General features: G+C 72.7%; 22 protein-coding genes and 1 pseudogene. 18 read left to right on the plus strand and 5 right to left on the minus strand.

Going from position 1 to position 20821, the window contains the following annotated elements:
* Positions 1 to 41: 41 nt before the first annotated feature.
* Genes fmt through FHX82_RS30965 form a run of 9 tightly spaced genes read left to right on the plus strand, consistent with a single transcriptional unit; the run spans position 42 to position 7260 of the window.
* Positions 42 to 968 carry a methionyl-tRNA formyltransferase gene (fmt, locus tag FHX82_RS30925; RefSeq protein WP_145933896.1) on the plus strand — a complete coding sequence of 309 codons (927 nt, stop codon included), beginning with the start codon at positions 42 to 44 and terminating at the stop codon, positions 966 to 968.
* The gene (locus FHX82_RS30930) at positions 965 to 2392 is read left to right on the plus strand and encodes an RsmB/NOP family class I SAM-dependent RNA methyltransferase (RefSeq protein ID WP_145933895.1); all 1428 of its coding nucleotides are present in this window, start codon (positions 965 to 967) and stop codon (positions 2390 to 2392) included. Before fmt ends, FHX82_RS30930 begins: the two co-directional genes overlap by 4 nt.
* Positions 2389 to 2883: a flavoprotein gene (locus FHX82_RS30935; RefSeq protein ID WP_145933894.1), complete on the plus strand. Its 495-nt coding sequence runs from the start codon at positions 2389 to 2391 to the stop codon at positions 2881 to 2883. The genes FHX82_RS30930 and FHX82_RS30935 overlap by 4 nt, the downstream gene beginning before the upstream one ends.
* Before the next feature lie 18 nt (positions 2884 to 2901).
* Positions 2902 to 3585 carry a ribulose-phosphate 3-epimerase gene (gene rpe / locus FHX82_RS30940; RefSeq protein WP_145933893.1) on the plus strand — a complete coding sequence of 228 codons (684 nt, stop codon included), beginning with the start codon at positions 2902 to 2904 and terminating at the stop codon, positions 3583 to 3585.
* Positions 3586 to 3607: 22 nt separating this feature from the next.
* Complete coding sequence (locus tag FHX82_RS30945; protein ID WP_145933892.1) at positions 3608 to 4240, plus strand: riboflavin synthase; 633 nt, start codon at positions 3608 to 3610, stop codon at positions 4238 to 4240.
* Complete coding sequence (locus FHX82_RS30950; protein ID WP_145933891.1) at positions 4237 to 5535, plus strand: bifunctional 3,4-dihydroxy-2-butanone-4-phosphate synthase/GTP cyclohydrolase II; 1299 nt, start codon at positions 4237 to 4239, stop codon at positions 5533 to 5535. Before FHX82_RS30945 ends, FHX82_RS30950 begins: the two co-directional genes overlap by 4 nt.
* Complete coding sequence (gene ribH, locus FHX82_RS30955) at positions 5532 to 6038, plus strand: 6,7-dimethyl-8-ribityllumazine synthase (protein ID WP_145933890.1); 507 nt, start codon at positions 5532 to 5534, stop codon at positions 6036 to 6038. Before FHX82_RS30950 ends, ribH begins: the two co-directional genes overlap by 4 nt.
* Entirely contained in the window at positions 6035 to 6496 is a 462-nt protein-coding gene (locus tag FHX82_RS30960; protein ID WP_373308550.1) for a PH domain-containing protein, read from the plus strand. Before ribH ends, FHX82_RS30960 begins: the two co-directional genes overlap by 4 nt.
* A complete protein-coding gene (locus FHX82_RS30965; protein WP_145933889.1) occupies positions 6493 to 7260 on the plus strand; it encodes an SDR family NAD(P)-dependent oxidoreductase in 768 nt (255 codons plus the stop codon). The genes FHX82_RS30960 and FHX82_RS30965 overlap by 4 nt, the downstream gene beginning before the upstream one ends.
* Here FHX82_RS30965 and FHX82_RS30970 read toward each other — a convergent pair.
* Positions 7257 to 8135 (minus strand): aldo/keto reductase, encoded by an 879-nt coding sequence (locus tag FHX82_RS30970; protein WP_222425943.1) that lies wholly within the window; start codon positions 8133 to 8135, stop codon positions 7257 to 7259. The two genes, FHX82_RS30965 and FHX82_RS30970, sit on opposite strands and share 4 nt — an antisense overlap.
* Before the next feature lie 85 nt (positions 8136 to 8220).
* Between FHX82_RS30970 and FHX82_RS30975 the strand changes: the two genes are divergently transcribed.
* Positions 8221 to 8922, plus strand: coding sequence for a TetR/AcrR family transcriptional regulator (locus tag FHX82_RS30975; protein ID WP_145933888.1), 702 nt, complete (start codon positions 8221 to 8223; stop codon positions 8920 to 8922).
* 97 nt (positions 8923 to 9019) lie between these two features.
* Here FHX82_RS30975 and FHX82_RS30980 read toward each other — a convergent pair.
* A pseudogene (locus tag FHX82_RS30980) lies at positions 9020 to 9507 on the minus strand (leucine zipper domain-containing protein); the annotation flags it as partial.
* A 119-nt stretch (positions 9508 to 9626) separates the two neighbouring features.
* Complete coding sequence (locus FHX82_RS30985; protein WP_145933887.1) at positions 9627 to 10403, minus strand: exodeoxyribonuclease III; 777 nt, start codon at positions 10401 to 10403, stop codon at positions 9627 to 9629.
* A 114-nt stretch (positions 10404 to 10517) separates the two neighbouring features.
* On the opposite strand from FHX82_RS30985, the gene FHX82_RS30990 reads away from it, so the two are divergent.
* The 6 genes from FHX82_RS30990 to FHX82_RS31015 all read left to right on the plus strand — a co-directional run bounded on the left by FHX82_RS30990 (position 10518) and on the right by FHX82_RS31015 (position 17339).
* The gene (locus FHX82_RS30990; RefSeq protein ID WP_145933886.1) at positions 10518 to 11333 is read left to right on the plus strand and encodes an esterase/lipase family protein; all 816 of its coding nucleotides are present in this window, start codon (positions 10518 to 10520) and stop codon (positions 11331 to 11333) included.
* Between the two features lie 48 nt (positions 11334 to 11381).
* The gene (uvrC, locus tag FHX82_RS30995) at positions 11382 to 13319 is read left to right on the plus strand and encodes an excinuclease ABC subunit UvrC (protein ID WP_145933885.1); all 1938 of its coding nucleotides are present in this window, start codon (positions 11382 to 11384) and stop codon (positions 13317 to 13319) included.
* The gene (rapZ, locus tag FHX82_RS31000) at positions 13316 to 14203 is read left to right on the plus strand and encodes an RNase adapter RapZ (RefSeq protein WP_145933884.1); all 888 of its coding nucleotides are present in this window, start codon (positions 13316 to 13318) and stop codon (positions 14201 to 14203) included. The genes uvrC and rapZ overlap by 4 nt, the downstream gene beginning before the upstream one ends.
* Entirely contained in the window at positions 14200 to 15195 is a 996-nt protein-coding gene (locus FHX82_RS31005; protein ID WP_145933883.1) for a gluconeogenesis factor YvcK family protein, read from the plus strand. Before rapZ ends, FHX82_RS31005 begins: the two co-directional genes overlap by 4 nt.
* On the plus strand, positions 15186 to 16172 hold the full coding sequence (gene whiA / locus FHX82_RS31010; RefSeq protein ID WP_145933882.1) for a DNA-binding protein WhiA: 987 nt from the start codon (positions 15186 to 15188) through the stop codon (positions 16170 to 16172). Before FHX82_RS31005 ends, whiA begins: the two co-directional genes overlap by 10 nt.
* A gap of 150 nt (positions 16173 to 16322) precedes the next feature.
* Positions 16323 to 17339 (plus strand): glucosyl-3-phosphoglycerate synthase, encoded by a 1017-nt coding sequence (locus tag FHX82_RS31015; protein ID WP_229880301.1) that lies wholly within the window; start codon positions 16323 to 16325, stop codon positions 17337 to 17339.
* Here FHX82_RS31015 and FHX82_RS31020 read toward each other — a convergent pair.
* Positions 17336 to 18031 carry a 2OG-Fe(II) oxygenase gene (locus FHX82_RS31020; RefSeq protein ID WP_145933880.1) on the minus strand — a complete coding sequence of 232 codons (696 nt, stop codon included), beginning with the start codon at positions 18029 to 18031 and terminating at the stop codon, positions 17336 to 17338. The two genes, FHX82_RS31015 and FHX82_RS31020, sit on opposite strands and share 4 nt — an antisense overlap.
* A gap of 43 nt (positions 18032 to 18074) precedes the next feature.
* Positions 18075 to 18512, minus strand: a complete 438-nt coding sequence (locus FHX82_RS31025; RefSeq protein ID WP_145933879.1) for a PPOX class F420-dependent oxidoreductase — start codon at positions 18510 to 18512, stop codon at positions 18075 to 18077.
* Between the two features lie 43 nt (positions 18513 to 18555).
* Here FHX82_RS31025 and FHX82_RS31030 point away from each other — a divergent pair, with 43 nt between their 5' ends.
* Entirely contained in the window at positions 18556 to 20031 is a 1476-nt protein-coding gene (locus tag FHX82_RS31030) for a hypothetical protein (RefSeq protein ID WP_145933878.1), read from the plus strand.
* The gene (locus tag FHX82_RS31035) at positions 20028 to 20816 is read left to right on the plus strand and encodes a hypothetical protein (protein WP_145933877.1); all 789 of its coding nucleotides are present in this window, start codon (positions 20028 to 20030) and stop codon (positions 20814 to 20816) included. Before FHX82_RS31030 ends, FHX82_RS31035 begins: the two co-directional genes overlap by 4 nt.
* Positions 20817 to 20821 lie beyond the last annotated feature (5 nt).

The following is a 20821-nucleotide window of genomic DNA, read 5'->3' on the forward strand; positions in this document are numbered from 1 at the left end:
TCCGCGATGTTCACCCACCTGCAAACCCACCGGGCCTGTTGATGCGCCTGGTGTTCGCCGGCACCCCCGAACCCGCGGTGCCCTCCCTGCGCGCCCTCCTCGAGTCGTCGCGTCATGACGTCGTCGCGGTCGTCACGCGGCCCGACGCGCCTGCCGGGCGGGGACGCAAGCTCGTGCGCTCGCCCGTCGGGGCGCTCGCCGACGAGCACGGCATCGAGGTGCTCACCCCCGAGAAGGCCGGGGCGCCCGAGTTTCTCGACCGGCTGCGCGAGCTCGCCCCCGACGCCTGCCCCGTCGTCGCGTACGGCGCGCTGCTGCCCCAGCGCACCCTCGACATCCCCGCCCGCGGCTGGGTGAACCTGCACTTCTCGCTGCTCCCCGCCTGGCGCGGCGCCGCCCCCGTGCAGGCCGCCGTCCGCGCGGGCGACGAGATCACCGGCGCGTCGACCTTCCAGATCGTCAAGGAGCTCGACGCCGGGCCCGTCTACGGCGTGGTCACCGAACCCATCGGCCCCACCGACACCGCCGGCGCGCTCCTCGGCAGGCTCGCCGAGTCCGGCGCCCGCCTGCTGGTGTCCACAATGGACGGCATCGAGGACGGTACGCTGAGCGCGGTCCCGCAATCCGAGGACGGCGTCACCTACGCACCCAAGGTCACGGTCGACGACGCGCGGGTGTCCTTCGCCGACCCCGCCGCCGCGGTGGACCGGCTCGTGCGCGCGGTGACCCCCGACCCCGGGGCGTGGACGGAGTTCCGCGGCGAGCGGCTGAAGCTGGGCCCGGTGACCCTCACCGGCGAGACCGGCCTGGCGCCCGGCGAGCTGCGCGTCGAGCGCAAGCGTGTCCTGGCCGGCACCGCCACGCAGGCGGTCGCCCTCGGCGAGGTGCAGGCGCAGGGCAAGAAACGGATGGCGGCCACCGACTGGGCGCGCGGTACGAGGATCGAGCAAGGAGAGCGCCTGTCATGAGCCCCGAACGTGAACGACGGCCGTCGCGGCCCTCGCGGGGCCGTCCCGCGCCACGCAAGCAGGGCCCGCGCCGCCCGCCGCCCTACGAGGACCCGGCCCGCCGCGTCGCCTTCGAGGTGCTGCGCGCGGTCCGCGAGCGCGACGCCTACGCCAACCTCGTACTGCCCGAGCTGCTCCGCGAACGCCGCCTCGACGGCCGGGACGCGGCGCTCGCCACCGAGCTCGCCTACGGCACCTCGCGCGCGCAGGGGCTGCTGGACGTGGTCCTCGCCGCCAACAGCGAGCGCCCACTGGACAAAGTGGACGGTGTGGTGCTCGACTGCCTGCGGCTGGGCGCCTACCAGCTGCTGCGCACCCGGGTCCCCGAACACGCCGCGGTGGACTCCATGGTGAACCTGGCCCGGCTGGAGGGCGGCTCGCACGTCGCGGGCTTCGTCAACGCCGTGCTGCGCAAGGTGTCCGAAAAGGACGAAGCGGCCTGGCTGGACGAGCTGGCGCCCGACCCCGAGACCGACTCGATCGGCAACCTGGCGCTGCGCACCGCGCACCCGCGCTGGGTCGCCCGTGCGTTCGCCGAGGCGCTGGGGGACAAGGGACCCGAGCTGAAGGCCGCGCTCGAAGCCGACGACAGCCGCCCGGAGGTGCACCTCGTGGCGCGGCCCGGCGAGATCAGCGCCGACGAGCTGGCCGCCATCACCGGTGGCGACGTCGCGCCGTACTCGCCCTATGGGGTGCACCTGCCCGCCGGATCGGGTGACCCCGGCAACGCCGAGCCCATCCGCGAGCGGCTCGCCGCCGTGCAGGACGAGGGCAGCCAGCTGTGCGCGATCGCGCTCACCAAGGCGCCGCTCGACGGCCGCGACGAGCGGTGGCTGGACCTGTGCGCGGGCCCCGGCGGCAAGGCCGCCCTGCTCGGCGCGCTCGCGAAGCTGTCCGGCGGCACGGTCGACGCCGTCGAGCAGGCGCCCCACCGCGCGCGGCTCGTGGAGCAGGCCACCGAAGGGCTGCCGGTGACGGTGCACGTCGGCGACGGGCGGGAGCCGGAGCTCGAACCGGGCTTCGACCGCGTGCTCGTCGACGCGCCGTGCAGCGGGCTCGGTTCGCTGCGCCGCCGCCCGGAGGCGCGCTGGCGCCGCAAGCCGTCCGACGTGGCGGACCTGACGAAGCTGCAGGGGCAGCTTCTCGCGTCCGCGCTCGAACTGGTGCGCCCGGGCGGCGTGGTGGCGTACGTCGTGTGCTCGCCGCACCTGGCCGAGACCGAGGGCGTCGTCGGCGACGCCGCCCGGCGGGCCAAGGCCGAGGTGCTCGACGCGCGTGAGTTCTTCCCTGGCGTCCCGCAGCTGGGTGACGGGCCGTACGTGCAGCTGTGGCCGCACCGGCACGGCACCGACGCCATGTTCTGCGCGCTGCTGCGGCGGCCGTGAGGGTCCTCGGGCTCGTCGCCAGCTCGTGCGGCGGACTGGACACCCGGTTCCGCACCGAGCTGGCGCAGCCGGCGGCCGAGCGCGGCTGGCGGCTCGCGATCACCCTGACCCCCACCGCCGCCCGCTGGCTCGCCTCCACCGGCGAGCTGGCGCGGCTGCAGGAGCTGACCGACCTGGAGGTGCGCAGCGAGTCCCGCCTGCCGGGGCAGCCGCGCCCGCACCCCGACCCCGACGTGTTCCTGTTCGCCCCCGCCAGCGCGAACTCGGTGGCGAAACTGGCGCTGGGCCTGGCCGACAACCAGGCGCTCACCGTGCTCGGCGACGTCCTCGCCGATCCGCGCGTGCACGTCTCCGTCGCCTACCAGGTGAGCCCCGCGCGCCTGCGCCACCCGGCGTGGGGCGCGCACGTCGGGGCCCTGACCTCGGCCGGAGCCGCCGTGTCCCGCCTGGCGGACCCGTGGTCGACGGCACTGACCGCGCTACCGGACTGACCTCTACACTGCGTAACCGTGGAATCCCGTCCTCTCATCGCCCCGAGCATCCTGTCCGCCGACTTCGCCCGGCTGGGCGAGGAAGTCCAGGCCGTGGCCGGCCCCGGGGAGACGCGGGCCGACTGGGTGCACGTGGACGTCATGGACGCCCACTTCGTGCCGAACCTGACGCTGGGCCTGCCGGTCGTGCAGTCCCTGCGCAAGGCCACCGACCTGCCGCTGGACTGCCACCTGATGATCGAGGACCCGGACCGCTGGGCGATCGGCTACGCGGAGGCGGGCGCCTACAACGTCACGGTGCACGTCGAGGCCGCCAAGGACCCGGTCAGGATCGCGAAGGACCTGCGGGCCGCGGGCGCCAAGGCGGGGCTGTCGATCAAACCGGGCACGCCGCTGGAAGACCACCTCGACACGCTCAAGCACTACGACACGCTGCTGGTGATGTCGGTCGAGCCGGGCTTCGGCGGCCAGTCGTTCATCCCCGAGGTGCTGGACAAGGTCCGCACCGCGCGGCGGCTGGTCGACACCGGGCACCTGAAGGTGCTGGTGGAGATCGACGGCGGGATCAACGCCGACACCATCGAGCAGGCCGCCGAGGCCGGCGTCGACTGCTTCGTCGCCGGCTCCGCCGTCTACGGCGCCGAAGACCCGGGCAAGGCCGTCGCCGCCCTGCGCGACCGCGCCGCCCACGCCCGACACTGAAAGACTCAAGAGGAGGCGCCCGATGTTCACCGGCATCGTCGAGGAGCTCGGCGAGATCACCGCGGTGGAGCAGCTGCCCAATGCCGCCCGGCTCACCGTCCGCGGGCCGGTGGTCACGTCGGACGCCAAGCACGGCGACTCGATCGCCGTCAGCGGCGTCTGCCTCACTGTCGTGGAGGTGACCTCCGCGCAGGAGTTCACCGTGGATGTGGTGCACGAGACGCTGCGGCGTTCCCGGCTGGCGAAGATCGCCGTCGGCGACCGGGTCAACCTGGAGCGCGCCACGGCCGTCGGCGACCGGCTCGGCGGGCACATCATGCAGGGCCACGTCGACGGCACCGGCGTGTTCCTCTCCCGCGACGACAACGGCCTGACCCGGTTCGCGCTGCCCGCGCACCTCGCGCGCTACGTCGTGGAGAAGGGCTCGATCGCGGTGGACGGGATCTCGCTCACCGTGGCGAGTGTGACGAACGACGAGTTCACGGTCGCCCTCATCCCCACCACACTGGAGTTGACGACGCTGGGCCGCGCCGAACCGGGCGACCTGGTCAACCTCGAGGTCGACGTGGTGGCGAAGTACGTGGAGAAGCTGGCCACGGCCCACCTGTCCGGCCCCGCGGCGCACAATGGAGTCAGGGCCGAGGAGGACGCGTGACAGCAGGGACGCCGTGTGGCGCCGGGGTGCCGGTGGACGCCGCGGGAATCGAGCGGGCCATCGCGGACATCGCGGCCGGCAGGCCGGTGGTGGTCGTCGACGACGAGGACCGCGAGAACGAGGGCGACCTGATCTTCGCGGCCGAGAAGGCCACGCCGGAGCTGATGGCCTTCATGGTGCGCTACACCTCGGGCTACGTGTGCGCCGCGCTCACCGAGGCCGACTGCGACCGCCTCGACCTGCCGCCGATGTACCACACGAACCAGGACGCGCGGGGCACCGCGTACGCGGTCACGGTGGACGCTGCCTCGGGCATTTCCACCGGCATCTCTGCGGCCGACCGGGCCAACACCGTGCGCGTGCTCGCCGACCCGGATTCCAAGCCCGCCGACCTGCGTCGGCCCGGGCACGTGGTGCCGCTGCGCGCGAAGGAGGGCGGCGTGCTGCGCCGGCCGGGGCACACCGAGGCGGCGGTGGACCTCGCCCGGCTGGCGGGCCTGCAGCCCGCGGGCGTGCTGTGCGAGATCGTCTCCCAGAAGGACGAGGGGGACATGGCGCGCCGCGAGGAGCTGCAGGTGTTCGCCTCCGACCACGACCTGCAGATCATCACGATCCCGGACCTGATCGCCTACCGGCGCCGCCACGAGAAGCAGGTCGAGCGCGTGGCCGAGGCCCGCATCCCGCTCGCCGCGGGCACGTTCCGCGCGGTCGGCTACGACAGCCTGCTCGACGGCATCGAGCACGTCGCGTTCGTCTACGGCGACATCGGCGACGGCGAGGACATTCTCGTGCGGGTGCACTCGGAGTGCCTGACCGGCGACGTGTTCGGCTCGCTGCGCTGCGACTGCGGCCCGCAGCTGGACGCGGCGCTGCAGGCGGTCGCCGACGAGGGCCGTGGCGTGGTGCTCTACATCCGCGGGCACGAGGGCCGCGGCATCGGCCTGCTGCACAAGCTGCAGGCGTACCAGCTGCAGGACCTCGGCGCCGACACGGTGGACGCGAACCTCGCGCTCGGCGTGCCCGCCGACGCCCGCGACTACGGCACGGGCGCGCAGATCCTGTGCGACCTGGGCGTGCGCTCGATGCGGCTGCTGACCAACAACCCGGCCAAGCGGGTCGGGCTGGAGGGCTACGGGCTGAAGGTGACCGGCCGCGTGCCGCTGCCGATCTCGCCGAACCCGGAGAACCTGCGGTACCTGCGCACCAAGCGTGACCGGATGGGGCACGACCTGGCGAATCTCGAAGAGTTCGACCAGGTGGGTGCCGACGTGGCGAAGAACGGGAACGGTTCATGAGTGGCGAGGGGCGGCCCGAGGTCGAGCTCGACCTGAGCGAGTGCGAGAACCTGCGCCTCGCGATCGTCGCGACGCGCTGGCACGCGAAGATCACCGACAGCCTGCTGGAACGGGCGATCGCCACGGCGCGCGAGGCGCACCTCAAGGAGGAGCCGACGGTCGTGCGGGTCGCGGGCGCGGTCGAGCTGCCCGTGGTCGCCCAGGCGCTGGCGCGCCAGCACGACGCGGTGGTCGCGCTGGGCGTGGTGATCCGTGGCGGCACACCGCATTTCGAGTACGTGTGCGACGCGGTGACGGCGGGGCTTACCAGGGTCGCGCTCGACGAGGGCACGCCGGTGGGCAACGGGGTGCTCACGTGCGAGACCGAGCAGCAGGCGCTGGACCGCGCGGGGCTGCCCGGGTCGAAGGAGGACAAGGGCCGCGAGGCGACGCAGGCGGCGCTGGACACCGCGTACCAGCTGCGCTCGCTTCGGCAGCCGTGGACGGATCGGAAGTTCGTGTGAGCACCGTGACCGACGAGGAAACCGTCGTCATCCGACCCCGCAGGGCGACCTGGGTTTCGGTCGTGCTGGCGGCGTTCCTGCTCGTCGCGTTCGTCGTGGTGGCCGTGCTGCTGCGCTCGTCCAACACCGGCGTGATCTTCGAGACGTCCGACCAGATCGCCATGGTCGGCATCGGGGTGGTGCTGGCGTGCGGCGCGCTGCTGTTCGCGACGCCGCGGGTGCGAGCGGACGCCCAGGGCGTCGAGGTGCGCAACGTCATCCTGCTGACCAAGCGCTACACCTGGCTCGAAGTGATCGCGGTGAGCTTCCCCGACGGCGCGTCCTTCGCGCGGCTGGAGCTGCCGGAGGACGAGTACCTCGGGGTGCTCGCGATCCAGTCGGTGGACCGCGACCACGCCGTCGAAGCCGTGCGGACCCTGCGCCGCCTCCACAAGCAGGCCTGGGCCGACCAGCCGTGACGGCCTTCCCCGCCGAGCGGACCGCCATCGTCACCGGTGGCGCGTCCCGGCGGGGGATCGGCCGGGCCACCGCGGACCGGCTCGCCGCGCAGGGCTGGCACGTCGCGGTGTTCGACGTCGACACTTCGGGGGCCGAGGAGGTCGCCCGCTCGCTGACCGAACACCATGGCGTGCGGGCTCTGGGGATCGGGGTGGACCTCGCGGTGCCGCACGAGATCGAGGCGGCGGTTGCGCGGGTCGAGGAGGAGCTGCCGCAGGTCGTCGGCCTGGCCAACGTCGCGGGCGTCGCGTCGCCGGTCCCGTTCTTCGAGCTGGACCTGGCGGAGTGGGACCGCGTGTTCGACCTCGACATCCGCGGGCTTTTCGTGCTGACGCAACGGGTCGCGCGCACGATGGTCGCGCACGGCGTGGGCCGGGTGGTGAGCGTGTCGTCGGTGTCCGCGCAGCGCGGCGGCGGCACCTACAGCAGGGTCTCGTACTCGGCGGCGAAGGCCGCGGTGCTGGGCTTCACGCGGGCGCTGGCGCGGGAGATCGGGGAGCACGGGGTGACCGTCAACGCCGTCGCGCCGGGCCCCATCGACACCGACATCATGGGCGGCACCCTGAGCGAGGAACGCAAGCGCGAGCTGATCCGCGACCTGCCCGCGGGCCGCGTCGGCACCCCCGCCGACGTGGCGGCCACCATCGCGTTCCTGCTGAGCGAAGAAGCGGGCTTCATCACCGGCGCCACGTACAACGTCGACGGCGGCCTCCACATGCACTAGCTGTGCTGCCGGGCGGGCGGCGTGGGCCGGCCGAGAGTCGCTTTCGATTCGTCGACCAGTCCGGTGAGGCGCGAGACCTCGATATCGGTCAGCCGTTCGGCGACCTCGGAGGCTTCGATGTTGGACCGGAGGTGGCCGGGACTGCTCGTGCCGGGGATGACGACCACGGAGGGGGAGCGGCGCAGCAGCCAGGCCAGTGCGATTTGGGCCGGTGTGGCGCCCAGGCGTGCTGCCGGGCCGGTCAGCTCCTGGTGGTCGCTGAGCCGTCCGGCGGCCAGCGGGAAGTAGGGGACGAAGAGGATGCCCTGGGCCTCGCAGTCGGCGAGGACCTGGACGCCGCTGCGGTCGAGCAGGTTGAAGCGGTTCTGCACCGCCGCGATGGGGGTCGTCCGCTGGGCACGTGCCAGCATCTGCGGGGACGCGCCGGAGAGCCCGATGCGGCGGACCAGTCCCTGGTCGCGCAGTTCGACGAGCGCGTCGAGCGACTCCTCCAGCGGCACGTCCTGGTGTGCGCCGGGGGTGTCACCGGCGAGCCGGAGGTAGGTCAGCTCGCTCGCGTCCGTTCTCAGGTCGGTCAGTGCCTCGTGGACCTGCCGGCGGACCGTCTCCGGGCGGCCGTCGACGATCCAGGACCTGTCCGGCCCGCGCTCCGCGCCCACCTTGTTGCCCACGACCACGCCCTCGGGGACCGGTCCCAGAGCCTGCCCGATCAGCTGGTTCACCGTCCGCGGACCGTAGGCGTTCGCGGTGTCGAAGAAGGTCACGCCCAGTTCCACGGCCAGGCGCAGCACCCGCCGCGCCGCCTCCGGGTCGTCCGGGAAGCCCCAGACCCCCGCGCCCGCGAGCTGCATGGCGCCGTATCCCACACGATTCACCGCATCCTCCTGCGTATCACTGTTACAGAGCGAAGCGTATCACTGTATGAACCAGTGATACGCCTTATGGCGTAGCATTGCAACCGTGGACGATGCGAAGAGCCGCACCCGCCGGCGGATCCTGGAAGTGGCGGCCGAACTTCTGGAACGGGATGGTGGCCAGGCGCTCTCGACCCGCGCCGTAGCGGCGGCGGCGGGTATCCGGGCCGCCTCCCTGTACCAGCTCTTCGGCGACAAGGACGGACTCCTTTCGGCGCTGGCCGTCCACGCCTTCGACCTTTACCTGGCGCGGAAGCAGACCTTGTCGTCGAGCGGAGACCCGGTCGAGGACATGCGCCGCGGATGGGACATGCACGTCGACTTCGGCCTGCGGCACCCCGCCTTCTACGTCCTGATGTACGGCACCGACAGGCCGGGCCGCCGCCCGCCCGCCGCGCAGGAGGCTCAGGAACTCCTCATGACGTTCCTCGGCCGCGCCGCCGCCGAGGGCCGGCTCCGGGTGCCGCCTGTCCTGGCCGCCCACCTCGTTCTGGCGGCGGTGACCGGCGTCACGCTCTCCCTGATCGGTGTCCCCGAGAGCGACCGCGACCCGGAGGTCTCACCACGCATGCGGGAAGCACTCATCGACGCCCTGACCACCGACACGAGCCCAGCCCCGGAGCCCACTCTCGCCGCTCGCGCTCTCACGCTCGATGCCACTCTCGGCGAAGCGGATCCGGCGACCGTCCCGCTCCGCCCCGTCGAGACCGCACTCCTGCGCGACTGGCTGCAGCAGCTCGCCCGATAGGGCGCGGGTGCTCGAAGGCGGGACGCTAGATGTGTTGTTCGGGGAGGTTGGTTGCGCGGCTGGCGGGGGTGTGGCCGTTGATGCCCGTGTGGGGTCGGCCTTCGGCACGGCCCAGCACCTGGTGCCCGCCACCATCGGGGATACGACCGAGTTTCTTGACATCGACGTGCACCAGCTCGCCCGGGTGCTGCCGTTCGTAGCGGCGGACCGGCTCGCCGGTCGCACGGTCACACGCAGCCAGGACCGGCACGCCGTGGTGGCGCAGGATCGCGTGCGCGGTCGACGGTGCGATTCCGGCACGCACGGCGAGGCGGACCGGGCCGATCTTGTGCTCCCGGCGTAGCGCCACGACCAGAGCCTCCACGTCAGTGGAGGTGCGGTTCGGGCTGTGGTGCGGCCGGCTGGAGCGATCGGTCATCCCCGCCACGCCGCGGGCGCGGTAACCGCCCGGCCCAGCGAGCCGCGGTCGTGTGCGAGACCTCGAACCGTTCCGCCGCACGGCGCAAAGCCCAGCCCTCCTCCACGACACACCGCGCCAGCCGCAGCCCTGCCCAACGGCGTCAAAGGAGCGTTACGGTGGACCATCGACGACCTCCGGACATCGGTGCGTGTTGTGGCGACCCACACCGAACCCAGAGGTCCTCACCCATATCAAGATCATCCAAGCCGTGTCAGCCCATCACCAACGTCCTCGGACAACACACCTAGAGCGTCAGGTCCACCACCACGGGCGCGTGGTCCGACGGGCCCTTGCCCTTGCGCGCCTCGCGGTCCACGTACGCGTCGTTCACCGCGTCCGCGAAGGAAGCGTTGGCGTACACCAGATCGATGCGCATCCCGTGGTTGTTCGGGAACGCCAGCTGCCGGTAGTCCCAGTACGTGTAGGGCTTGTCGTACTTCAGCGCGCGCGGCACGACGTCCCGCAGGCCCGCCTCGCGCAGGGCCGCCAGCGCCGCGCGTTCCGGCTCCGTCACGTGCGTCGACTCGGTGAACAGGCTGATGTCCCACACGTCGTCGTCGGCGGGCGCGATGTTGAAGTCACCCAGCACGGCGAACGGCCGCTCCGGCGCCGACTCCGCGACCGCCGTGGCCCGCAGCGCCTCCAGCCAGCGCAGCTTGTACGCGTAGTGCGGATGGCCGGGCTCGCGCCCGTTCGGCACGTACACCGACCACACCCGCACGCCGCCGCACGTGGCGCCCACCGCGCGGGGCTCGGCGGCGTCGTCGTACGTCGGCTCGTCCACCAGGCCGCGGCGGACGTCCTCCAGCCCCACGCGCGACAGGACCGCCACGCCGTTCCACCGGCCGAGGCCGTACGCCGCCACCTCGAAGCCGAGGTCGCGCACCTCCGGCGGGAACGCCTCGGTGGCGCACTTGAGCTCCTGCAGGCACACCACGTCCGGCTTCGCGGACTCCAGCCAGGCGAGCAGCCGCGGCAGCCGGGCCGTGACCGAGTTGACGTTCCAGGTGGCGACACGCATGCGCCGAGGATGGCACATCAGCCGAACAGGTGAGCGGGGTGGCGTTCCGGATGCGGCCCGACGGGCCCGAACCTAAAGTCGCGATACTCCGTCCGGCCCTGAAATCGAGGTTTCATGCGGATTCCCGCTCTCGCCGCCGCGCTCGTCGCGTTCGCCGGCCTGTTCGTGCCCGCCACCGCCGCGGCCGACGACGCCTGCGGCGGCCGCCCGCCCGTCGTCCTGCTGCACGGGCTCGGTGGCAACGGGCCGGGGAACTTCCTGTTCCTGCAGCCCCGCCTGAAGGACGCCGGCTACTGCGCCTTCACGTTCACCTACGGGCAGCCGCTGCCCGCCGTGCCTGTCGGCGGTCTCACCGCGATCGAGGACTCGTCCCGCCAGATCGCCGCCTTCATCGACCGCGTGCGCAAGGAAACGGGCTCGGCGGAAGTCGACCTCGTCGGGCATTCCGAAGGCGCTTTCCAGGCGCTGTACGTGCCGAAGGTGCTCGGCTACGCCCACCGGATCCGCCGCGTCGTCGCGCTCGCGCCGCCCACGCACGGGACCGACGTCTCCCGGCTCGTCACCCTCGCCGACCGGATTGGCGTGCGCTCCACGCTCGACCGGCTCCTCACCACCGTGGGCTGCGCGGCCTGCCCGCAGCTGCTGCCCGGCGGCTCGGCCGTCGAGACCCTGACCGCGGGACCGATCGCGCAGCCGGGCGTGCGCTACACGATCATCGCCTCGCGCACCGACCTCGACGTCACCCCGCACGAGACCTCGTTCGTCCGGGAACCGGGCGTGCGCAACCTCTTCGTGCAGGACGTCTGCCCGCACGACCCGGTGGGCCACGTGGGTCTCGCGTTCGACAGCGGGGTCGCCGACATGATCGGCAACGCGCTCGACCCGCGGCACGCGTCGCCGGTGCGATGCACAATCGGTCCGCCGGCCTGAGAGGCGGGGGTGCGCGGAACTGTCGGAGGGGAGCCATAGGCTGGGGACGTGGCTGACCCGTCCACCTACCGACCCGCTCCGGGGAGCATCCCCGACCAACCCGGCGTGTACAAGTTCCGCGACGCGACGAAGCGGGTCATCTACGTCGGCAAGGCCAAGAGCCTGCGCAGCCGGCTGAACTCCTACTTCGCCGACCTGTCCGGGCTGCACCCGCGCACGCGGCAGATGGTCACCACCGCCGCGAGCGTCGAGTGGACGGTGGTCGGCACCGAGGTCGAGGCGCTCCAGCTCGAGTACAACTGGATCAAGGAGTTCGACCCCCGCTTCAACGTCCGCTACCGCGACGACAAGTCGTACCCGGTGCTGGCGGTCACGCTGAACGAGGAGTTCCCGCGCCTGCACGTCTACCGCGGCGCCCGCAAGAAGGGCGTGCGCTACTTCGGCCCGTACGCGCACGCGTGGGCGATCCGCGAGACGCTCGACCTGCTGCTGCGCGTGTTCCCGGCGCGCACGTGCTCCGCGGGTGTCTTCCGGCGCCACACCCAGATCGGCCGCCCCTGCCTGCTCGGCTACATCGACAAGTGCTCGGCGCCGTGTGTGGGCCGCGTGACCGCCGAGCAGCACCGGTCGATCGTCGAGGACTTCTGCGACTTTCTCGCGGGCCGCACGGACGTCATGATCCGCCGCCTGGAGAAGGAGATGGCGGAGGCGTCGGAACAGCTGGAGTTCGAGCGCGCCGCCCGGCTGCGCGACGACCTGGGCGCGCTGCGCCGCGCGATGGAGAAACAGGCCGTGGTGCTCGGCGACGGCACGGACGCCGACGTGGTCGCGTTCGCGCACGACGAGCTCGAAGCGGCGGTGCAGGTCTTCCACGTGCGCGGCGGGCGGGTCCGCGGCCAGCGCGGCTGGGTGATCGACAAGGTCGAAGAGATGGCCGTGCGCGACCTGGTGGACCAGTTCCTCACGCAGTTCTACGGCGAGCAGGTCGAGCTGGCCGAGCAGACCGCCGAGGCCGGTTCGCCCGTGCCGCGCGAGGTGCTCGTGCCGGAGCTGCCCAGCGACGCCGACGCGATCAGCGAATGGCTCTCGGACCTGCGCGGGTCTCGCGTGCAGCTGCGGGTGCCGCAGCGCGGGGACAAGCGCGCGCTCGCGGAAACGGTGCAGCGCAACGCCGAAGAGGCGTTCCAGCAGCACAAGCTGCGCCGGGCGGGCGACCTGACGGCGCGCTCGGCGGCGCTCGCGGAGCTGCAGGAGCAGCTCGGCCTCGACAGCGCGCCGCTGCGCATCGAGTGCATCGACATCAGCCACATCCAGGGCAGTGACGTCGTCGCGTCGCTCGTGGTGTTCGAGGACGGCGTGCCGCGCAAGTCCGAGTACCGCCGGTTCGCGCTGCGCGAGGCGGCCACCGAGGGCGACGTGGCCTCGATCGCCGAGGTCGTGCGGCGGCGTTTTCACCGCTACCTCAAAGAGAACGAGGAAGCGGCCGCCGGGAGCAAGCCCGGCATCGACCCGGAGACGGGGCGGCCGCGCAAGTTCGCGTACCCGCCGAACCTGCTCGTGGTCGACGGCGCGGGCCCGCAGGCCACCGCGGCCGCGGACGTGCTCGCGGAGCTGGGCATCACCGACATCGCCGTGGTGGGGCTGGCCAAGCGCCTGGAGGAGGTGTGGCTGCCCGCCGACCCGGACCCGGTGATCCTGCCGCGCACCGCCGAGTCGCTGTACCTGCTGCAGCGGGTGCGCGACGAGGCCCACCGTTTCGCGATCCGCTACCACCGCGAGAAGCGCTCCAAGCGCGTCCAGGTGTCCGCTTTGGACGGTGTGCCGGGGCTGGGGCAGACCCGCCGCGCCGCGCTGATCAAGCACTTCGGCTCGGTGAAGAAGCTGCGCCAGGCGGGCGTGGACGAGATCGCGCAGGTACCAGGGGTGGGCAGGCGCACGGCCGAGGCCGTGGTCGCGGCACTGCAAGCAGGGGAGAGGGAGTCATGACCGAGAACGAGGGGCACAAACCGGGGATCGAGGTCGCGGTCGTCACCGGGTTGTCCGGCGCCGGGCGCAGCACCGCGGCCAAGTGCCTGGAGGACCTGGGCTGGTTCGTGGTGGACAACCTGCCGCCCGAGCTGATCGCCACCATGGTCGAGCTGGGGGTGCAGGCCAGGGGCGCGGTCACCAGGGTGGCCGTCGTGATGGACGTGCGCTCGCGCGCGTTCACCGACGACCTGGCCTCGGTGATCAAGGACCTCGACGCGAGCGGGTACAAGCCGCGCGTGCTGTTCCTGGAGGCGACGGACGCGGTGCTGGTGCGCCGGTTCGAGCAGGTGCGCCGCAGCCACCCGATGCAGGGCGAGGGGCGGCTGGTCGACGGCATCGCCGCGGAGCGCGTGCTGCTGGCGCCGCTGCGCGAGGAGGCCGACCTCGTGCTGGAGACGTCCGCGCTGTCGGTGCACGACCTGCGCGCGAAGATCGAGGACGCGTTCGGCTCCGAGTCGTCCACACAGACCCGGGTCACCGTGTTGTCCTTCGGCTACAAGTACGGTCTGCCGATGGACGCCGACCTCGTGATGGACGTGCGGTTCCTGCCGAACCCGTTCTGGATCCCGGAGTTGCGCGACCACACCGGTCTCGACGCCGAGGTGCGCAACTACGTGCTCTCGCAGGAGGGCGCGGAGGAGTTCCTCGACCGCTACCACCAGCTGCTGCGGCTGATCGGGGCCGGCTACAAGCGCGAGGGCAAGCGCTACCTCACGCTCGCCATCGGCTGCACGGGCGGGAAGCACCGGAGCGTGGCCATCTCCGAGGAACTGGCCCGATCTTTGTCCAATGAGGACGGAATGGCGGTGAAGGTGATCCACCGGGACCTGGGACGCGAGTGACCCCGCGGGCGGTTGCACTCGGCGGTGGCCACGGGCTGCAGGCGACGCTGACCGCGCTGCGGCGCGTCACCACGGACATCACCGCCGTCGTCACGGTCGCCGACGACGGCGGCTCTTCGGGGCGGCTGCGCCGCGAGCTCGGGCTGCTGCCGCCCGGCGACCTGCGGCAGGCGCTGGCGGCGCTCGCGGACGCCGAGCACGGCGAGACGCTGTGGGCGGAGCTGTTCCAGCACCGCTTCGGCGGCAACGGCGCGCTCACCGGGCACGCGGTCGGCAACCTCGTGCTGGCCGGGCTGTTCGAGGTGCTCGGCGATCCGGTGGCCGCGCTCGACGAGGCGCGGCGGCTGCTCGGCGTGTCCGGCCGGGTGCTGCCGATGTCGTGTGAGCCGCTCGACATCGAGGCCGAGGTCACCGGGCTGAGCAACGACGGCGAACCGCGCACGATCAGGGGACAGGTGGCGGTCGCGAGCACGCCGGGCAGGGTGCGGCGCATCGAGCTGCGCACGCGGCGGCCGGACGGGGTGCCCGCCGCGTGCCCCGAAGCGGTGGACGCGGTGCTGGGCGCGGACGTGGTGTTCCTCGGTCCGGGGTCGTGGTTCACCAGCGTGCTGCCGCACCTGCTGGTGCCCGGGCTGCACGACGCGCTGGTCCGCACGGAGGCGCGGAAGGTGGTGATCCTCAACCTCATTCCGCAGCCCGGCGAGACGGCGGGCTTCTCACCCGAACGGCACCTGCACGTACTCTTCCAGCACGCGCCCGAGCTGAGGGTGGACGTCGTGATCGCGGACCGGGAGTCCGTGCCGGCGCCGGCGCGGCTGCGGGACGCGGCCGCGCAGCTGGGGGCGCGGGCGCTGCTCGCGGACGTGGCTGACCCGAACGTGCAGGGTTTGCACGATCCGGATGCGCTCGCGGCGTGTGTGCGGGAGGCTCTCGGTCGCCGTGTGGCGGACGGCCGGGACGGTGAAGGAAGCAGGGAGGGGCCATGGCGATGACCGCCGCGGTGAAGGACGAGCTGAGCCGGTTGCAGATCACGAAGACCGGGCCGCGTCGCGCGGAGGTCGCGTCGATGCTGCGGTTCGCGGGCGGGCTGCACATCGTGGGGGGCAAGGTCGTGGTGGAGGCCGAGCTGGACACGGGTTCGGTGGCGCGCAGGCTTCGCCGGGAGATCCACGAGCTGTACGGGCACCACTCGGACGTGCACGTGCTGTCGGCGGGCGGGTTGCGCAAGACCACGCGGTACCTGGTGCGCGTGGTGAAGGACGGCGAGGGGCTGGCCCGCCAGACGGGCCTGATCGACAACCGCGGCCGTCCCGTGCGCGGGCTGCCCGCCGCGGTGGTGTCCGGTGGCGTCGCGGACGCGGAAGCCGCGTGGCGCGGGGCGTTCCTGGCGCACGGCTCGCTCACCGAGCCGGGCCGCTCGTCCTCGCTGGAGGTCACCTGCCCGGGTCCGGAGGCCGCGCTGGCCCTCGTCGGCGCCGCGCGGCGGCTGGGCATCCAGGCCAAGTCGCGGGAGGTCCGCGGCGCCGACCGGGTGGTGGTGCGCGACGGTGACGCGATCGGCGCGCTGCTGACCCGCCTCGGCGCGCACACCAGCGTGCTGCAGTGGGAGGAGCGCCGGATGCGCCGGGAGGTGCGTGCGACGGCGAACCGGCTGGCGAACTTCGACGACGCGAACCTGCGCCGCTCGGCGCGGGCCGCGGTCGCGGCCGCCGCGCGGGTCGAGCGGGCACTGGACATCCTCGGTGACACCGCGCCCGACCACCTGCTCGCCGCGGGCAGGCTGCGGCTGTCCAACCGGCAGGCGTCGCTGGAGGAGCTGGGCCAGCTGTCGGACCCGCCGATGACGAAGGACGCGGTGGCCGGCCGCATCCGGCGGCTGCTGGCGATGGCGGACAAGCGGGCGAAGGACCTCGACATTCCCGACACCGAGTCGGCGGTCACGGCCGAGATGCTGGAGGAGCAGACCTGACCGGGCTTTGTGGCTCCGGTGTTACCGGCGCCGCGGCGGTGACAGGGAGCCGTAACGTGGCGGTTGCATCGCGGCATGGCGGGTGAAACCCGCCCTGTGGACTCTGAACGGGCGGATCTTGCCACGTCCGGTTCGGGGAAGGGGACTCTCGTGCGGTTGAACAGCGTGAACGAGAAGGCGGAGCTGAAGGTCTCCGCCGACGTGGGCAGCTGGCTCCCGCGGCGCAGCAGCCGCGCCGCGGACTGGCGGCGCGAGGACCTGCTGGCCGCCAAGCGCGGCACCACCGTCAGCGTCGTGATCCCGGCGCGCGACGAGGAGGAGACCGTCGGCGACATCGTCCGGACCATCCGCCGGGACCTGGTCGAGGCCGTCCCGCTGGTCGACGAGGTGCTGGTGGTGGACTCGCGGTCCCAGGACGCCACCGCGCGCGTGGCAGCGGAGGCCGGGGCGGCGGTCGTCGCGCAGGACTCGGTCCTGCCGGCGCTGCCGGGTCTCGCGGGCAAGGGCGAAGCGCTGTGGAAGGGGCTCGCCTCGACCAGCGGTGACCTCGTGGTCTTCGTCGACGGCGACCTGTACGACTTCACCAGCGACTACGTCACCGGGCTGCTCGGCCCGCTGCTGACCGACGAGTCGGTGGCCTACGTCAAGGGCTTCTACCACCGGCCGCTGGTCGGCTCGGGCGGCACCGACGCCGACGGCGGCGGGCGGGTGACCGAGCTGGTCGCGCGGCCGCTGCTCAACATGTTCTGGCCGGAGCTGGCAGGGTTCGTGCAGCCGCTGGCCGGGGAGTACGCGGGCCGGCGCGAGGTGCTGGAGAGCATCCCGTTCGTCGTGAACTACGGCGTCGAGGTGGGGCACCTGATCGACATCCTGGAGTCGCGCGGGCTGGACGCGCTGGCGCAGGTGGACCTCGGCAAGCGGACCCACCGGCACCAGTCGACGCAGGCGCTCGGACGCATGTCGGGGCAGATCATGCAGACGCTGTTCGATCGCCTGGCGCACTACGGGCGCCTGGTGTCGGCCCAGCCCCCGGCGACGCTGCTGGCGCAGTTCCGCCGCGGCGAGTCGGGGCACGGCGTCGAGCGGGAGATGGTGCTGACCGACGTGTCGTGCCGGCAGCGCCCGCCGCTGGCCGAGGTGCTGGCCGACCTGCGGGAGATCGCCTAGGCGGCGTCGTGGAAGACGAGGCCGAGGGTGTGCCGGCGGCCGGTGCGGACGGTGCTCACGCCGTGCCGCACCGGGGCCGCTGACCATCCTCGGGCCGAGCGCACGGGCCGGTCGCGGGTGGTGAAGATCAGCGCGTGGCCCTGCGGCAGCACGGTCGACGTGCCGCGGGACTGGGCGCGTGGCCGCTGTTCGACGAGCAGGAACTCGCCGCCGGTGTGGTCTGCGCCCGGTTCGTCGAGCCCGAACACCACCTGCAGCGGGAACACCAGGTCCCCGTACAGGTCGCGGTGCAGCGCGTTCCAGTCGCCGGGGCCGTAGCGGAGCAGGATCGGCGTCGGCCGGGTCTGGCCCGCCTCGTGGCACTGCGCCAGCCACTCGCCGAGGTCGTCCGGCCAGGGCGCCGGGCGGCGCAGCCGCGCCGCCCAGTCCCGCGCGATCGGCAGCAGGAGCGGGTAGAACGCGGCGCGCAGCGCGGCGACCGGCTCGGGCAGCGGGTAGGAGAAGTAGCGGTACTGCCCCGAGCCGAACCGGTAGCGCGCGAGGTCGATGGTCGCGCGGAACCGGTCCGGTTCGTCGTACAGCGCCGAGAGCTCGCGGCACCCGGCGGGGGAGAGCAACTGCGGGGTCAGGGCGCACCCGTGCTCGTCGAGTTCGGCGGCGAGTGCGCTCCAGCCGAGTTCGTCCGGCTTCACGACGGCCAGTCTGCGCGGGCCGGACGTGACCCGCTGGCGGAAATCAGCCGGCCAGGTCCCCGTGCGCGACCACCTTGGTGATCTTCGCGCGCACGAGGAGCTCACCGGGTACGGCGTTGCGCCTGCCGAACTCCTCCGCCCGGTCCTCGCCCATGTAGCGGGCGCCGATGGCGGTGGACCAGGGCAGCATCTCGCCGAGGTCCTCGCTGAGGCTCGCGATCGCGGTGAACTGCACGTACGAGTACGGCGGCTCCTGGTCGTCGACGGTGATCGACAGACGCGGGTCCCGGCGCAGCGCCCGGCCCTTCACCGTGTCCGCGCCCGTGTTGAAGATCAGCTCGTCGCCGGCGGCGGTCTCGTTGAGGACGAACCAGACCGGGGTGACGTGGGGTGAGCCGTCCGCGCGGACGACCGCCGCCTTGCCGGTCCGCGTGCCCTCGCTCGCGAACTTCCACCACTCGTCCCTGCTCATCTCGTGCATGCCCCGAACCTAACCGATTCCGGATCACCTAGTCTCAAGCGCTGTGCGTGAAGCGGACCTGATCAGCGGCGGGCTGGTGGACGAGGGCCTGGCCCGGCGGCTCAAGGCGCTCGCCTGCACCGCGCCGCTGCACGACCTGGACGCGCGCAAGGCGAAGCTCGACTGGGCCGACGCCACCGTCTACCAGATGGCCGAGATCGCGCTGCACACCATTGACCAGGTCACCATCGCGATGGACTTCGACACCGGCGCCGGCCACGAGGACGTCGTGCGCCGCCTGCAGCCGTTCATCGCCGCGCAGGCGCCCGGGCGCGGCGCCGACGAACACGTCCGGGTGGCGCGCTGGGTGCTCGACAACCTGATCAACGTCGGCACCGCCGACCGCGGGTTCCGCCGCGTGTACGGCAGCGTCGACGAGAGCGGGGTGTACCGCCGCCGGGCGTTCGACTTCAAGCTGCTGGTCGAGCTGGCCGCGCCGGACGGCGAGGTGTACCTGCGGGCCAGCGACGAGGCGATCAACGTGCTCGTCGGCGCGCTGGACACCGACGTCGAGTCCGCGCAGATCGCCGCCGAGGTGAAGCTGGAGAACCTGATCAGCCGCGGGCGGCTGGCCGACGCGAAGCTCGCCGCCGAGCAGGCCCGTTACCGCACGGTCCAGTACGGCGAGACCCTGCGTGTGAAGCTGGACGCGACGCGGCGGGACGTCCGCGCGGTCGACTGGGCCGAGGAGATGCCCGAGCTGCTCGACGCCGCGCTGTCGCACATCGAGGCCCGTTTCCGCGCGGAGAACGCGATCCTGCGCAACATCACCCGGGCGCGGGACGAGGCCGAGGACCCCGACCACAAGCGCCGCGCCGCGGAGCTGGTCGACATCGTGAGCGACTGCATCAGCAGGCACACGCAGCTGCAGTCGCGGCTGCAGGCGGCGGGGGCGATCTTCCGCGCCGAGCAGGACCGCCAGCAGTTCTCCGGCCCGCCGCAGCGCGCGACGATCGACCTGTTCGGGCAGCTGCTGGTGCCGACGCTGGAGCTGCCGATCGCCGACGCCGTCGCCCCGGCCGAGCGCTTCTTCTCCGCCGTGGCGGGCACCGACGTGCCGACGGTGCCGTCGCTGCCGTCGCTGGTGTCGCTGCTGCTGCGCCCGGCGCCCGAGCGGGAGGAGCTGGTCGGCGAGGTGCCCGAGCCGGAGCTCGTCCCGTCCGAGTCGAGCGACTACTACAGTGACGAGCAGTGGCGGCGCGCCGACGAGCTGCTGGACCTGCCGGAGGTGCCGCGGCGGCTGTCCGGCCTGCTGGCCGAGGCCCGCGAGCTCGACCCGCAGCTGGCCCGCCTGGTCGCGTTGCGCGCGCTGCACTCGTACAGTCCGGAGGTCGGTGCGGCCGTCCGGCAGGGGGACGACCGCGCGTTGCTGGCGGTCGACGACGGCACGCTGCTGGAGGATCCGGAGTTCGGGGGCGCGGACCTGCTGCTGGCCACCGCGCGGATCGAGCGCCAGGACAACGAGGAGGGGGTGGCATGAGCACGGCTGACGTGGAGTCGGCGGCGCGGCTCGTTTCGTACGGGATGCGGCCGAAGCAGCTGCCCGGGCGTGACGTCGTGTACGCCGACCTCGTGCGCCGCTACCGCGAGGACAGCGCTTTCAAGCAGCTCACCAACTCGGTCGCGGCGGGGCTGGGGCTGATGGTGTTGGACGTGAGCACGCAGGCGGGCGCGGTGCTCGCCGCCACCGACGAGTCCGTGTTCGAGATCAAGATGGACTCCTACGCGCGGCAAAGCAAGATCCGCGAACGCCGCGACACCGAGAAGGTGCTGCACGGGCTGGTGCACCTGGCCACCGCGGCGCTCGGCTATCCGCGCCCGGACGATCTGGCCAACGACACCTACATCGGCCGCGTGAGCGTCGAGCAGGTGGACAGCGTGGTGCGCGAGGCGTGCCGCATCCTCGACGAGCGTGCGGCGAAGGCCGAGCGCAACAACGACCCGCTGTCGGACGCGCCGGAGCTCGAGCAGGCCTGGCGGGCGTACGCGCGCCGCCCGGCCGCCGCGGCGACGAAGGACGGCAGGCTCGCGTCGGACACCACGCGGGGCATGGTGTCGCGAGCGCTGCGGTTCCTCGCCGACCAGGGGTTCCTGGTGCAGGTGAGCGGCGAGCAGGGCGGCACGTACCGCACCACGCCGCGCTACCAGGTGCAGGTGCGCGAACTGGCCGCGGACAGCGCGTTCGAGGAGCTGCTGGAACTGGGTGTCGTCGCGGTGGGGGATTCCGCAGGCACCCTCCGCCCGTCCATTTCGGACACTCTGTAGGGGGA

The organism is Amycolatopsis bartoniae (assembly GCF_014191255.1).
GTDB classification, from domain to species: Bacteria; Actinomycetota; Actinomycetes; order Mycobacteriales; family Pseudonocardiaceae; genus Amycolatopsis_E; species Amycolatopsis_E bartoniae.